This window comes from Pontibacter sp. HJ8 (genome assembly GCF_054824225.1).
Genome location: NZ_JSYF01000432.1, coordinates 1 through 14,295, shown reverse-complemented (window position 1 = coordinate 14,295; position 14,295 = coordinate 1). Strand labels below are relative to the sequence as shown.

Here is a 14,295-nt window from a genome sequence, read left to right as displayed (position 1 = left end):
GTTAACCGCAAACCCATTGTTCCATCAGAGCAGGAGCTGCTTGAAAACAGCCGTTCCCGCAGTGCTAAACTCAGAATTGCCGAGAAAAAATAACGAATGAGAAGAAGTAACAGCTAAGCACTAGCTCAAATAAATAATTCACTATGGCTCCTAACCTTATGACAAAGAAAGCTGCCGCACCAAAAGGCAATTCGGTGCGTGTGAGGCCGGAGGAGAAGCCAAAGGCCAAAGTAGAGAAAGCAAAAAAAAACGGCTTTAGTCTGTTTAAGTTGCTGGATAAGTATACCAATGTTGATTTTTTGTTTCAGGAAGGGGTGCCCACCAAGTACCTGCCGCACGTTCTTTTCCTGACAGGTATTACCCTTTTCTATATCGGCAACACACACTACGCCGAAAAAACCATCCGCAGGATTGCCAAGATCAAAGTAGAGACAGAAGACCTGCGGGCCGATTATACGACGCTGAAGTCAGATTATATGGAGGCCAGCAAACAGTCAGAAGTGGCGCGCAATGTGGCACCGCTGGGCCTGATAGAAAGTTCATCTCCACCTTATCAAGTCATAGTACCTGTAGATGAATATTAAGAAATCCATAGTAGTCCGTGTGCGGGTGGCCTTTCTGTTCATCTGCCTTTTTGCGTGCGCTATAGTTTATAAGATCGTGCAGATACAGTTTCTGGACGGTTCCAAGTGGAAACAGATCTCAAAAGAGCGCCGCATCCGCTACCAGCCCGTGCTGGCAACGCGCGGCAATATTTATTCGGACAACGAGAGTATACTGGCTACTTCGCTGCCTTTTTACCGGGTAGCGTTTGATCCAACCATTGCAGAGGCAGGTGCCTTCAATACCGGCATCGACTCACTGTCCATGCTGCTGTCGCGCTTTTACCGCGACCAGTCGCCGGAGTACTACCGTCGCAAGATCAAGAATGCCCGTCATGCCGGCAGAAGGTATATCCGGCTGAACAGCCGCCAGATCAACTACCAGGATAAAAAGATGATGTCCAGGTGGCCGATCTTCCGGGCGGGTAAGAACAAAGGTGGCGTGATCTTCGAGAAAGTGGAGAAGCGGTTTAAGCCGTTTGGACTGCTGGCAGAACGCACGATCGGCTTCATTAACGAAGATAAGAACGGCGCCGGGCTGGAATTCAGCTTCAACGGTGACCTGGCCGGAACAGACGGGGAGGCCTTGTTTGAGCGTATAGCAGGGGGCAATAAGCCGATCTACGACGGCACGGAAGTGGCACCGCAGAACGGCTACGACATCAAAACCACCCTGGATATCAACCTGCAGGATGTGGCGGAGAATGCCCTGTATAAAGCGTTGGTAGAGAAAAACGCGGACTACGGTTGTGTGATCCTGATGGAAGTGAAAACGGGTGAGATCAAGGCCATGGTGAACCTGGGTAAAACCAAGGGTGGTTACATCGAGGATTATAATTATGCGGTGGGTAACCAGGGGCGTACAGAGCCGGGTTCTACGTTTAAGCTGGCATCGATGATGGCCTTGTTTGAGCATACGGATCAGCAGCTGGAAGACACCGTGGATACAGGCAATGGCTCCTACCGCATCCGGAATACCACGATGACGGACGTGAAAATCGGTGGGTATGGCAAGCTCACGACGCTGGAGGTATTTGAGAAATCTTCTAACATAGGGATAGCCAAGCTGATCCAGGAAAACTTCGGGGACGATCCGCAGGCATTTGTGGGCTACCTGAACAAGTTTGGCCTGGGCAGTACGCTCGGTTTCCAGATGGATGGCGAAGCAAGGCCTTATATCAAGAATCCGCAGGATAAGAACTGGTACGGCACGACGCTGACCTCTATGTCCATCGGGTATGAAATGAAACTGTCGCCGTTGCAGACGCTGGCCCTATACAATGCAGTGGCAAACAACGGCGTGAAAGTGCAGCCGATCATCGTGAAAGAGATTCGCCGGGCAGACCAGGTAATCCAGACGTTCCAGACGCGTGTGCTGAACGAGAAAATTGCCTCGGATGCCACCCTCAAGAAAGTGCGGACCATGCTGGAAGGCGTGGTGCAGAACGGCACGGCCAGGAACGTAAAAAGTGCTGATTATAAGATAGCCGGCAAAACAGGTACAGCGCGGAAGGTGAAAGACGGGAAGTATGTGAGGCTATACTCTACTTCCTTTGCGGGCTACTTCCCGGCAGATAATCCAAAGTATAGCTGCATCGTGATCATAGACAGTCCGCGGGGCGTGAATGTGTATGGTGGTGACGTAGCAGCACCGGTGTTCAAGGAACTGGCCGATAAGGCGTATGCGCGCGACCTGGCCATGCACCAGCCCTTGCATGCCCGTGTGGTGCCCAATAAAGATAGCCTTCCCCTGCTGAAAGCCGGCAGCTTTGATGACCTGAGCCTGATCTGTAACCAGATCGGTATCAGCCATCAAACGGCTACCACCGACGAGGAATGGGTGCGGGTAACACCACAGCGGCGCTCCTTCAAGTTCGAACCGAATCCGATAATGGGAGGCCAGGTGCCGGATGTAACGGGAATGACCTTGCGGGATGCTTTATACATATTGGGGAATCAGCACCTGAAAGTTAGTGTGGAAGGTGCCGGCAAGCGTGTTGTCAAGCAGTCTGTACAACCCGGCGCCGAAATAGAAAAAGGAAGTAAAATAACGATAATACTAAGTTAATGCAGTTGCTGCAGGATATACTGAAAGACGTAACCGTGCTGGAAAGCCACGGCCCGCTCGATGTACAGGTAGAGGCGATCACGTTCGATTCGCGTCAGGTACAGGAAGGGGTTGTGTTTGTTGCCATGCGGGGGGTGCAGGTGGATGGCCATGCCTTTGTGGCGAAAGCTGCAGCGGCGAACGCTGTCGCGGTCGTATGCGAAGAGTTGCCAGAGGAGTTAGTACCTGCTGTTACCTATGTGAAAGTAGAAAACAGTGGCCAGGCACTGGGGCAGATGGCCTCGGCCTTTTATGGCCAGCCGTCTAAAAAGCTGAAGCTGATCGGGGTAACCGGTACCAACGGAAAAACCACGTCTGTTACACTTTTGCATAAGCTGTTCCGGGAGCTGGGTTACCACGTGGGGATGATCTCCACAGTGCAGAACCAGATCGATGAAGAAGTGATTCCGGCCACGCATACCACGCCCGATGCCGTATCGCTGAACGCGCTGCTGGACAGGATGGTAAAGGCAGGCTGTGCTTACTGCTTCATGGAAGTAAGCTCACACGCCATGGTGCAGCAACGGGTGGCCGGTATTCAGTTTGCCGGAGGGTTGTTTACCAATATTACCCACGACCATCTGGACTACCACCAGACCTTTGACGAGTACATCAAAGCGAAAAAGCTCTTTTTTGATGGCTTGCCGGCAGGCGCTTTTGCCCTCATAAATGCCGATGACAAACGTGGTCCGGTGATGGTGCAGAATACGAAGGCCACGGTCAAGTATTTTTCATTGCGCAAAGTGACTGACTTCAGGGCGCGCCTGATTGACAACACCCTGCAGGGGCTCCACCTGGAAATAGAGGGGCATGAGATCTGGTGCAAACTGATCGGCGCTTTCAATGCCTACAACCTGCTGGGAGCCTATGGCGTGGCGGTGTTACTGGAGGAGGATCCCGTAGAGGCATTGACCATACTCTCGAGCCTGGATACGGCGGCGGGTCGCTTCGATTACCTCGTTTCCGAAACGGAACAAATTACAGGTATAGTGGATTATGCCCACACGCCGGACGCACTGGAGAACGTGCTCAACACGATTCAGCAGATCCGGACGCCTTTGCAAACCGTGATCACGGTGGTGGGGTGTGGCGGAAACAGGGACGCCGGCAAGCGCCCGGTGATGGCAGACATTGCGTGCCGCCTGAGTGATAAGGTGATCCTGACCTCAGATAATCCGCGCTTCGAAGAGCCGCAGGCAATACTCGAAGACATGCAGAAAGGTGTGAAACCGCTGGATTTCAAGAAAACATTATCGGTGCTGGACCGCAGGGAGGCCATTCGAACGGCCTGTATGCTGGCTGGTAAAGAAGATATCATACTGGTGGCCGGAAAAGGGCATGAGACATACCAGGAAATAAAAGGGGTACGCTACCCTTTTGATGATAAACAGGTGCTGCAGGAAACGTTGCAGCAGCTCGGCAAATAACTATTAAACAAACTTGTAAGAATCACTTAAGTCACAGAATACAGTTTAAATGCTCTACCACCTTTTTACATACCTTGATCGCGAGTACGACCTTCTGGGAGCCGGTGTATTTCAATACATCTCTTTCAGGGCAGGTATGGCAACCATGGTGTCACTGCTGATCGCGATGATCTTTGGTGGCAGACTGATCAAAGTATTGCAGCGCAAGCAGGTAGGCGAAAGTATACGCGACCTCGGCCTCGAAGGACAGATGGAAAAGAAAGGCACTCCGACCATGGGTGGCCTGATTATCCTGCTGGCTATCCTGGTGCCGACGCTGCTTTTTGCCCGGCTCGACAACATCTACATCCAGCTGATGCTGGTTTCGACGGTATGGCTGGGGCTCATCGGCTTCCTGGATGATTATATCAAGGTCTTCAGGAAGAACAAAGAAGGACTGGCTGGAAAATTTAAGGTTCTGGGTCAGATAGGATTAGGAATTATTGTGGGGTTGACCCTATACTTTAGTGATGATGTTGTCGTAAGACAGTACATTTTCTCTGACGGCTCCACCTCGGCAGTCAATGCTTCCAGCAAGTGGGTGGATGTAAAATCCATGATTACGACGATTCCTTTCCGTAAAAATAACGAACTCGATTACTGCAATTTATTCTCTTTTGCCGGACCCCTTTTCTCGGACTGGACCTGCTACCTGTATATCCCGTTTGTGATCCTGGTGATCACGGCGGTATCGAACGGGGCTAACATTACGGATGGGATCGATGGGCTGGCAGCCGGAACCTCCGCTATCATCGGATTGACGCTGGCCATTTTTGCCTGGATTTCCGGTAACACCATTTTTGCGGATTACCTCGACATCATGTTCATCCCGAATTCGGGTGAACTGACCATCTTCTGTCTGGCTTTTGTGGGAGCCTGCGTGGGTTTCCTGTGGTATAACTCGTACCCGGCGCAGGTGTTCATGGGCGATACGGGCAGTCTGGCCATTGGCGGTATTATCGCCGTGCTGGCGCTGATCGTGCGCAAGGAACTGTTGATCCCGATCCTGTGCGGCATTTTCCTGATCGAAAATCTGTCCGTGATGCTGCAGGTAAGTTACTTTAAGTATACCCGGAAGAAGTATGGCGAAGGGCGTCGCATCTTCAAAATGTCGCCGCTCCACCACCACTACCAGAAGAACGGCTACCATGAGTCCAAGATCGTGTCACGCTTCTGGATCGTGGGCATCATGCTGGCGATCCTGACACTGGCAACCTTGAAACTGAGATAGGGCACTAAGAAAAAGAACTATGAAACTAGCGATACTAGGTGCGGGAGAAAGCGGAGTAGGAGCTGCCTTGCTGGCGAAGGCAAAGGGGCTGGAGGTGTTCGTGTCAGATATGGGGCAGATCAAGGAGGTCTACAAAGCCAAGCTGGCAACAGCAGCCATACCTTTCGAGGAAGGCACCCATACCTTCGATCGCATTCTGGAAGCAAACGAAATAGTAAAGAGCCCGGGTATACCGGACAAGGCACCCATTATTCAGGAGGCCCTGCAGCGTCAGATCCCGGTAATATCCGAGATCGAGTTTGCCGGCAGGTATACGGATGCCAAATTTATCTGCATCACCGGCACAAATGGTAAAACGACCACCACCCTGCTGACTTACCACCTGCTGAAAAGCGCCGGTATAGACGTAGGGCTGGCAGGAAACATAGGAGAGAGCCTCGCAGAGAAGGTTATAGATAACAAGCATGCCTATTATGTTGTGGAGCTGAGTAGTTTTCAGCTCGACAACATGTACCAGTTCAAGGCACACATCGGTGTACTGCTCAACATTACGCCCGATCACCTGGACAGGTATGGATACGATATAAACAAATACGCTGCATCTAAACTGCGGGTCGCGCAGAACATGAGTGGCGCGGACTATTTTATCTACAATGCTGATGATGATACTATCCGTAATGCGTTTGATTCTGCGTCTTTTGGCGGAACCACAGTCCCATTCTCGCTACAAGGGAAAGAGGGTGCAAAGGTCTTTTTCGAAGGATCACATGTAAAAGTGGAAGTTCGCTTCTTTGAAGGAGAGGTGGACACTGCGAAATCTGCCCTGATCGGAAAACACAACCAGTACAACACGATGGCTGCAGTGGCCATCGCCAAGCTGGTGGGAGTCGAAGACAGCCAGATTGAACAGGCACTGGAGACATTTGAGAATGCCGATCACCGCTTGCAGCCCGTAGGAGTGGCCAAAGAAGTCACCTACATCAACGACTCCAAAGCCACCAATGTCGAAGCCGTATGGTACGCACTGGAAGGTATAAAGCAGCCCATCATCTGGATCGCAGGCGGAGTCGACAAAGGCAATGATTACAGCGCGCTGGAAGAGCTGGCACGGGAGAAAGTGAAAGTGCTGGTTTGCCTGGGCAAAGACAATGAGAAGCTGAAGCAGTCGTTTGGCCGCATCGTGCCGATCATTGCCGAAACCACTTCCATCGAATACGCTGTGCGGCTAAGCCGTTCCCTGGCCGTTCCGGGAGATGTGGTGCTGTTGTCGCCGGCCTGTGCCAGTTTTGATTTGTTTAACAACTACGAACACCGGGGGCAGCGCTTCCGGGAGGCAGTAGAAAAAATAGTATTGAAAAAATAGAATAGTGTACACTTTTAGCCAAAGGTAACATGATCAAACAATGGATGCAGCAGAACCTAAAAGGGGATGCGGTGCTTTGGGGCATCGTCTTGTCCTTCTCGCTTATCAGCGTGGCTGTCGTGTATTCAGCTACGGGTACCCTGGCGTATAAACAACAGGACGGCAATACCGAGTACTTCCTCTTCAAGCACTCCTCCCTGATCGTGATCGGGATGGCTTTCATGTGGTTTGCCCATAAGATCAATTACCGTTATTACTCCAGGCTATCGCTGGTGGCGCTTATTTTGTCGGTTCCGCTGTTGTTGTTTACCTATCTATATGGTTCCAACATCAACGAAGCATCCCGTTGGATCACCATCCCGGTGATCAACCAGACGTTTCAGCCTTCTGACCTGGCCAAGTTGGCGCTGATCTCCTACCTGGCCAGCATGCTTTCCAAAAAGCAGCATGTGCTCGATGACTGGAAAAAGAATCTGGTGCCCATTTTTATCTGGACGACTGTTATCTGTGCCCTTATCGCGTTGACCAATACCTCGACAGCGGTGTTGCTTTTTATTACCTGTCTGCTCCTGATGTTTATCGGGCGTGTTCCGATAAAATCGTTGGCCGCATTTGTGTTGATCGGCGTTATGGCTGGCGGTACGGCGCTGGCCCTGGGTCAACGCCTGGACACGGCCATCAGCCGCGTGGAAGACTTTATGGATCCTACGGAAACGGCTTTTCAGCTGGAGCAGTCTTACATTGCCATCGCCACCGGCGGCTTGGTAGGCAAAGGACCCGGTAACAGCGATCAGCGCGATATCCTGCCGCACCCTTACTCGGATTTTATTTATGCGATCATTTTGGAAGAATATGGCCTGATAGGAGGGGTGTTGGTGTTGTTCCTATACCTGGCGCTCCTTTACCGGGGCCTGGTCACCGTCAATAAGAGCAATGGCGCATTCGGAGGGTTGCTATCTGCAGGCCTTAGTTTCAGCCTCGTGATTCAGGGTATGATCAATATGGGGGTGGCCGTCGGATTGGGACCAATTACCGGTTTACCGCTGCCGCTGCTGAGCATGGGGGGGACCTCGCTTATTTTTACCGGTATCTCCATTGGGATCATCCTGAGTGTGAGCCGTACCGAAAGTGATCTGGAACGCGCTGCTTTGGGCGTTCCTGTAAACAGTCCACCCAAAAAAGCATCGGTGAATGGCTGAGCGTAACAGACCATATCGCATCATCATCAGCGGGGGCGGCACCGGCGGGCACATCTACCCGGCCATTGCCATTGCCAACCAGGTCAAGGCGGTGAGCCCTGATTCGGAGATCCTGTTTGTAGGTGCGATCGGGCGTATGGAAATGACGCGGGTGCCGGAAGCAGGCTATAAAATTGTAGGCCTCTGGATCAGCGGATTACAGCGCCGCCTGACCCTGGACAATCTCTCTTTCCCCTGGAAGGTGATCTCCAGTATCCGGATGTCGCATAAAATCATCCGGGATTTTATGCCCGATGCGGTAGTAGGAGTAGGAGGCTATGCCAGCGGCCCCCTGTTGTATGCGGCTACGTCGCGTAAGATACCGGCCCTGATACAGGAGCAGAATTCCTATGCCGGCATCACCAATAAGTTGCTGGCCAAGCGGGTGCAGAAAATATGTGTGGCTTACAAGAACATGGATGCCTTCTTCCCGGCCGAAAAGCTGGTGATAACGGGCAACCCGGTTCGGAAAGATATTATGGAGCTCGAAGGCAAGCGCCGGGAGGCCTTGCTGCACTTCGGACTGACTTCTGAAAAGAAAACCATACTGGTGATAGGCGGAAGCTTGGGCGCCAGAACGATAAACCAAAGTATAGCGGCTGGGCTGCCTACTCTTGTGGAGGCAGGCTACCAGCTGATCTGGCAAACGGGCAGAGCATTTTATCCACAGGCACAGGAGCTCGAAAAGCCATTTTCCAACGCAGGTATACGCACCTTCGATTTCATTCGGCAGATGGATTTGGCCTATGCCGCCGCCGATGTAGTGGTTTCCAGAGCCGGGGCGCTTTCGATTTCGGAGCTGTGCCTGGCCGGGAAGCCAAGTATATTGGTGCCTTCGCCGAATGTGGCCGAAGACCATCAAACTAAAAACGCCATGTCGCTGGTGCAGGAGCAGGCCGCCCTATTGGTCCGCGACGCTGAAGCGCAGCAACAGCTTATGCCTGCTGCCTTGGCACTGGCCGGCAACGAGGCAGAGCAGCATCGTCTGTCGCAGCACATACTGAAACTGGCGCGGCCAAATGCCGCTGTTGATATTGTAAACGAACTGTTAAAACTGATCAAGTGAGACTGGAAGACTATAGGTACATCTATTTCCTGGGCATCGGCGGTATCGGCATGAGTGCCATTGCCCGTTGGTTCCATGCCAAGGGTTTTCCGGTATGGGGCTACGACAAAACCCGTACGCCGCTCACCGAAGCACTGGAGCAGGAAGGTATACAGGTGCATTATGAAGATGATGTGAACCAACTGCCGCAGGAAATCCGGACAGACAAAGCCGCGACATTGGTGGTGCTGACACCGGCTATACCTGCCGAGCATACCGAATGGGCCTACCTCAGAGAACAAGGGTATACCATCAAGAAGCGTTCGGAAGTACTGGGCATCATCACTGCATCTGCCTATACCATCGCGGTAGCAGGTACGCATGGCAAAACGACCACTTCCTCTATCGTGACGCACCTGCTGCACCACGCCGGAGTCGACTGTTCCGCTTTCCTGGGAGGTATAGCCACCAACCTGAACTCCAACCTGCTGATCGGTAAGGGGGATGCGGGCCGGGAGCTGGTAGTAGTAGAAGCAGACGAATACGACCGTTCTTTCCTTACACTTTTTCCAGATATCGCCATCGTGACTTCGGCCGACCCGGATCACCTCGATATCTATGGGGATAAGGAAGAAATGATCCGCGGATTTCAGCAGTTTATCAGCCAGATCAAGCCCGGCGGGTACCTGATTCTGCAGGACAGCACGGATCCTAGTCTGACAGATAAAGTACAGCAAGGAGTGCGTGTGATCCGGTATAGCCTGGAGCAGGGGGATGCCCGTGTGCAGCACGTGGAAATTGACGGACACCGGTTTAGTTTCAATGCCGAAACTCCGCTCGGTAACATAGCCCATCTGCGCCTCGGATTGCCTGGTTTTCACAACGTGGAGAACGCCCTGGCAGCCCTGGTAGTAGGACAGATTCTAGAGATTCCGGCTGCGGCGCTGGCAGCTGGTATAGAGAGCTTTAGAGGCGTAAAGCGCCGCTTTGAGATCGTATATGAAGGAGAGGGGAAAGTGTTCATTGACGACTATGCACACCATCCCAAAGAGATCAGTGCTTTCATGAATTCCCTGCGTGCGATCTACCCGGACAAGAAGCTAAAAGTGATATTTCAGCCGCACCTGTTTACCCGCACGCGCGACTTCGCAGATGAGTTTGCCGAGAGCCTGAGCAAGGCCGATGAACTGGTGCTGCTCGACATTTATCCGGCCCGGGAAAAGCCTATTGCAGGCGTGACTTCGCAGATGATTCTGGAGCGTGTTTCAGGCCCCGAAAAGTACTTGTTGCGAAAGGAAGAAATGCTGCAAAATCTGCGGGAAAACCCGGATTTTGAGGTGCTGGCAACAGTTGGAGCTGGCGATATCGATACATTGGTCAAGCCTATTAAAATATTTTTAGAAAATAACTGAGATGGGCTTGAATAGTAAAATAAAATCTTTAATTTTTGCAGGTTGTAGCATCGTGACAATCGGGGCGCTGGCCGGATTTGCTTCTTCGCGGCAAAATGAAAAAAAGTGTGAAAATGTTTCAATAAAAATTGATAATGAGTACAATAATTACTTTATTGGAGAAGATGAAGTAAGGGATCTGCTCACCCGCGAAGGGGAGCGAAAATTAGAGGGGTTGCCGAACCAGATTATTGACCTGAAGAACCTCGAAAAACGCATCGAAGCACACAGTTTTGTCAAAGAAGCCGATGTGTTCAGAGGACTGGATGGCAACATTCATGTAAGCATAAAACAAAACAGGCCTATAGCTAGAATTATACGACCAGATCAAGATGTCTACATTGATTCGGAGGGAAATATTCTGCCTCTCTCTGACAGATATACCGCTCGTGTAATACCTATTATGAAGTCTTCCGCTGGCAAAGCGTTTGGCAGGGATTTCTTCCAGGACTCAACAGGCCAAGCATACCTTTCCTTGCTTCAGTTCATCGAGAACGATCAGTTTTGGAAAGCACAGCTAGCACAGATGCAGATTGATGCCAAGGGCAAAGTTTCTTTTCTGCCACAGGTAGGGGAGCATACCATCGAATTTGGAGAGCCGGAACAGACGGAAGAGAAATTTAAAAAGTTAATGACCTTTTATAAAGAGGTGCTGCCCGTGATGGGATGGGACAAATATAAGAGAGTCAATGTGGAGTACGAAGATCAGATAATTTGTGAATAACATATACAGAGTATGCAGAACGACAAAATAGTAGTAGGCTTGGACATCGGCACAACCAAAGTTTGCGCACTTGTTGGTCGGAAGAATGAGTATGGAAAGCTGGAGATCCTGGGGATGGGCAAAGCCCTGTCCGAAGGGGTGGTGCGCGGTATTGTCAGCAACATCGACAAGACCGTAGAGGCGATAAAGAAAGCAATCCGCCAGGCTGAGGAACAATCGGGTATCAACATTGGGGTCGTGAACGTAGGTATAGCCGGGCAGCACATCAAAAGCCTGCAACACAACGGCAGCATCACGCGGCAGGTAACCGATCATGAGATCACTGTGGATGACGTGAACCGTCTCACCAACGACATGTATCGCCTGGTGACCCCTCCGGGAAGCGAGATCATCCATGTCATGCCGCAGGAGTATAAAGTGGATTACGAAGAAGGCATCATAGACCCGGTGGGTATGTCCGGCGTGCGTCTGGAAGGCAACTTCCACATCATCACCGCGCAGTCGAATGCCATCAACAACATCAACAAATGTATTTCCCGTGCCGGCCTGGAGATTGACAACCTGATCCTGGAGCCCCTGGCTTCCTGCATGTCCGTGCTGAGCGAGGAGGAGAAAGAAGCAGGTGTCGCCTTGGTAGACATTGGTGGTGGCACAACGGACCTGGCGATCTTCAAAGACAATATTATCCGCCATACGGCAGTTTTACCTTTCGGCGGTAATATCATTACGTCTGATATCAAGCAGGGCTGCATGGTCATGCAAAACCAGGCCGAGCAGTTGAAAGTGAAGTTCGGGAAAGCAATTGCCGACGAAGCTTCTGATAATGAGATAGTTTCGATTCCGGGACTGCGGGACCGCACACCGAAAGAAATTTCCTTGAAAAACCTTGCATATATTATAGAAGCAAGGATGGAGGAAATAGTGGAACTCATCTATGCTGAGATTGTTAGGTCAGGATACTCCAACAGCCTGGCAGCCGGCATTGTGATCACCGGAGGGGGCGCACAACTGCAGAACCTGGTACAACTGGTGGAGTACATCACCGGAATGGATACCCGCATTGGCTATCCGAATGAACACCTGGGTAAATCCAAGGTGGACGCTGTTAAAAGCCCGATGCATGCCACAGGGGTAGGCCTGGTGCTAGCAGGTTACCAGTCGCTGGACCAGCGTACGGCAAACATGATAGAAGTACCTCAGCAGGTAGAGTATAAAAAACCTGTCACAAAAACGGTCAGCAAGGATGGGAGCGGAATCGGTCTCTTCCAGAAGCTGAAAGGCTTTTTGTCAGATGATATAGACAACGACAAGCAAAATTATTAGAAACCCATTATAGCAGGAGATTTTAGTATGACTTCAATGTACAGTTTTGACCTGCCGGCTAGCGGTAAGTCCATCATTAAGGTGATTGGCGTCGGGGGCGGTGGCAGCAACGCGGTAAACCATATGTATAGCCAGGGTATCAAAGATGTGGAGTTTGTGATCTGTAATACAGACATGCAGGCTCTGAAAAGCAGCAGTGTGCCCAACAGATTACAGATAGGCCTGAACCTGACGGAAGGACTTGGCGCGGGTGCCAATCCTGAGAAAGGCAAACATGCTGCCCTGGAGAGCAAGGAAGAGATACGCGAGCTGCTGAGCCATGATACCAAAATGGTGTTTATCACGGCCGGTATGGGTGGTGGTACGGGTACAGGTGCTGCTCCGGTCATTGCTAAAGTTGCCAAAGAACTGGGTATACTAACGGTAGGTATCGTAACTGCTCCTTTCGTTTTCGAAGGAAAGAAGAAAAAGATAGCTGCTGAGAATGGTATCAAGGAACTGAGCGAAAACTGCGACACGATACTGGTTATCCTCAATGATAAGCTGCGCGAAATGTTCGGTAACCTGACCATTCGCGAAGCGTTTGCCAAGGCCGACAACGTGCTGACAACAGCCGCCAAATCAATTGCTGAAATTATCACCGTTACAGCGGAAGTGAACGTCGACTTTGAAGACGTGAAAACTGTAATGAAAGATTCTGGAGCTGCAGTGATGGGTTCTGCAACTACAGAAGGTGAAGGCCGCGCCCTGCGTGCTGCCGAAGAAGCACTTTCATCTCCTTTGCTCAATAACACCGACATTCACGGTGCTCAGAAAATTTTGCTTTCGATTATGTCGGGTGAGCAGGCTGAGCTGGAAATGGATGAACTGACTGAGATCACCGAGTATATCCAGGACAAAGCCGGCCAGGAAGCTGAAGTTATCTTCGGTCATGGTATTGATTCTTCACTGGGTCAAAGCATCCGAGTGACTGTTATCGCTACTGGTTTTGCTGCTGATGCCGAGGCGATCATTGAGCCAAGAAAAACGGTATTTGACCTGGAGAGCCAAAAAAAAATTGAAGTAGCTGAGCCTGTAAAGGCAGAAGCTACTGAAGTGGTGAATTTTGTTGCCAAGCCGGCCCCAGCGCCTGTTGCCGCTGCTCCTCAGCAGCCTGTTGCCCCTCAGTACGATGTGCGCAGACCGATTGCTGAGCAGCCACAGCAACCGCAGGCGCCGCAGCAGTCACAACAGCAGCAAATTATTCCACAGCAGCCCCAGCGCGTAGTTTTCGAACTGGACGGGTTTACGGCTCAGGATAACAACGCGGGCTATACCGCTTCGCGTGTTGAAGATGACTTTGCTACGCGCGAAGCGCTCCGCAAAGCCGAAGAGCACGAACTGATGCAGCGCAGAGCCCAGGAAAGACGGGATCGTCTCCGAATGCTAAGCTCTGAGATCACGACAGAGGCCATCAAGGAGAAACTGGATGTACCGGCTTACCTGCGTCGCAATGTGGCCCTGGATAACGTGGTACACTCGTCGGAGCGTAACATCTCTCGTTTCAATCTGAACGATGACAATGAAATATTAGGCGACAACCGTTTCCTGCACGATAACGTCGACTAAGCTTTGTTTCTGATACAAACCAAAAGAGCCTGTAACGAAAGTTACGGGCTCTTTTGGTTATACCTGTTTCCTATGATAGGGGATGCAGGACGCAAAGCGGACAAGACCTAGGTATAGGTATAGGTATAGGTATAGGT

12 protein-coding genes are annotated in these 14,295 nt (G+C 51.2%); all 12 read left to right on the top strand.

Features of this window, described 5'->3' with window-relative positions:
* The coding region (gene mraW / locus OB13_RS17060; RefSeq protein WP_461491388.1) for a 16S rRNA (cytosine(1402)-N(4))-methyltransferase at nucleotides 1-93 on the top strand (93 nt) is incomplete at its 5' end.
* Nucleotides 94-158: 65 nt separating this feature from the next.
* The gene (locus OB13_RS17055) at nucleotides 159-584 is read left to right on the top strand and encodes an FtsL-like putative cell division protein (RefSeq protein ID WP_461491387.1); all 426 of its coding nucleotides are present in this window, start codon (nucleotides 159-161) and stop codon (nucleotides 582-584) included.
* A complete protein-coding gene (locus OB13_RS17050; RefSeq protein WP_461491386.1) occupies nucleotides 574-2,670 on the top strand; it encodes a penicillin-binding protein in 2,097 nt (698 codons plus the stop codon). Before OB13_RS17055 ends, OB13_RS17050 begins: the two co-directional genes overlap by 11 nt.
* Nucleotides 2,670-4,136: a UDP-N-acetylmuramoyl-L-alanyl-D-glutamate--2,6-diaminopimelate ligase gene (locus OB13_RS17045; protein WP_461491385.1), complete on the top strand. Its 1,467-nt coding sequence runs from the start codon at nucleotides 2,670-2,672 to the stop codon at nucleotides 4,134-4,136. The genes OB13_RS17050 and OB13_RS17045 overlap by 1 nt, the downstream gene beginning before the upstream one ends.
* A 49-nt stretch (nucleotides 4,137-4,185) precedes the next feature.
* A complete protein-coding gene (gene mraY / locus OB13_RS17040) occupies nucleotides 4,186-5,406 on the top strand; it encodes a phospho-N-acetylmuramoyl-pentapeptide-transferase (protein WP_461491384.1) in 1,221 nt (406 codons plus the stop codon).
* 19 nt (nucleotides 5,407-5,425) lie between these two features.
* Nucleotides 5,426-6,769 carry a UDP-N-acetylmuramoyl-L-alanine--D-glutamate ligase gene (murD, locus tag OB13_RS17035; protein ID WP_461491383.1) on the top strand — a complete coding sequence of 448 codons (1,344 nt, stop codon included), beginning with the start codon at nucleotides 5,426-5,428 and terminating at the stop codon, nucleotides 6,767-6,769.
* Between the two features lie 29 nt (nucleotides 6,770-6,798).
* A complete protein-coding gene (locus OB13_RS17030) occupies nucleotides 6,799-7,968 on the top strand; it encodes an FtsW/RodA/SpoVE family cell cycle protein (RefSeq protein WP_461491382.1) in 1,170 nt (389 codons plus the stop codon).
* Nucleotides 7,961-9,073 carry an undecaprenyldiphospho-muramoylpentapeptide beta-N-acetylglucosaminyltransferase gene (gene murG, locus OB13_RS17025; protein ID WP_461491381.1) on the top strand — a complete coding sequence of 371 codons (1,113 nt, stop codon included), beginning with the start codon at nucleotides 7,961-7,963 and terminating at the stop codon, nucleotides 9,071-9,073. The genes OB13_RS17030 and murG overlap by 8 nt, the downstream gene beginning before the upstream one ends.
* Complete coding sequence (gene murC, locus OB13_RS17020; RefSeq protein ID WP_461491380.1) at nucleotides 9,070-10,464, top strand: UDP-N-acetylmuramate--L-alanine ligase; 1,395 nt, start codon at nucleotides 9,070-9,072, stop codon at nucleotides 10,462-10,464. The genes murG and murC overlap by 4 nt, the downstream gene beginning before the upstream one ends.
* Nucleotide 10,465: 1 nt before the next feature.
* Nucleotides 10,466-11,227: a cell division protein FtsQ/DivIB gene (locus OB13_RS17015; RefSeq protein ID WP_461491379.1), complete on the top strand. Its 762-nt coding sequence runs from the start codon at nucleotides 10,466-10,468 to the stop codon at nucleotides 11,225-11,227.
* Nucleotides 11,228-11,239: 12 nt separating this feature from the next.
* Nucleotides 11,240-12,550 carry a cell division protein FtsA gene (gene ftsA, locus OB13_RS17010; protein ID WP_461491378.1) on the top strand — a complete coding sequence of 437 codons (1,311 nt, stop codon included), beginning with the start codon at nucleotides 11,240-11,242 and terminating at the stop codon, nucleotides 12,548-12,550.
* 27 nt (nucleotides 12,551-12,577) lie between these two features.
* Nucleotides 12,578-14,158, top strand: a complete 1,581-nt coding sequence (gene ftsZ / locus OB13_RS17005; RefSeq protein ID WP_461491377.1) for a cell division protein FtsZ — start codon at nucleotides 12,578-12,580, stop codon at nucleotides 14,156-14,158.
* Nucleotides 14,159-14,295 lie beyond the last annotated feature (137 nt).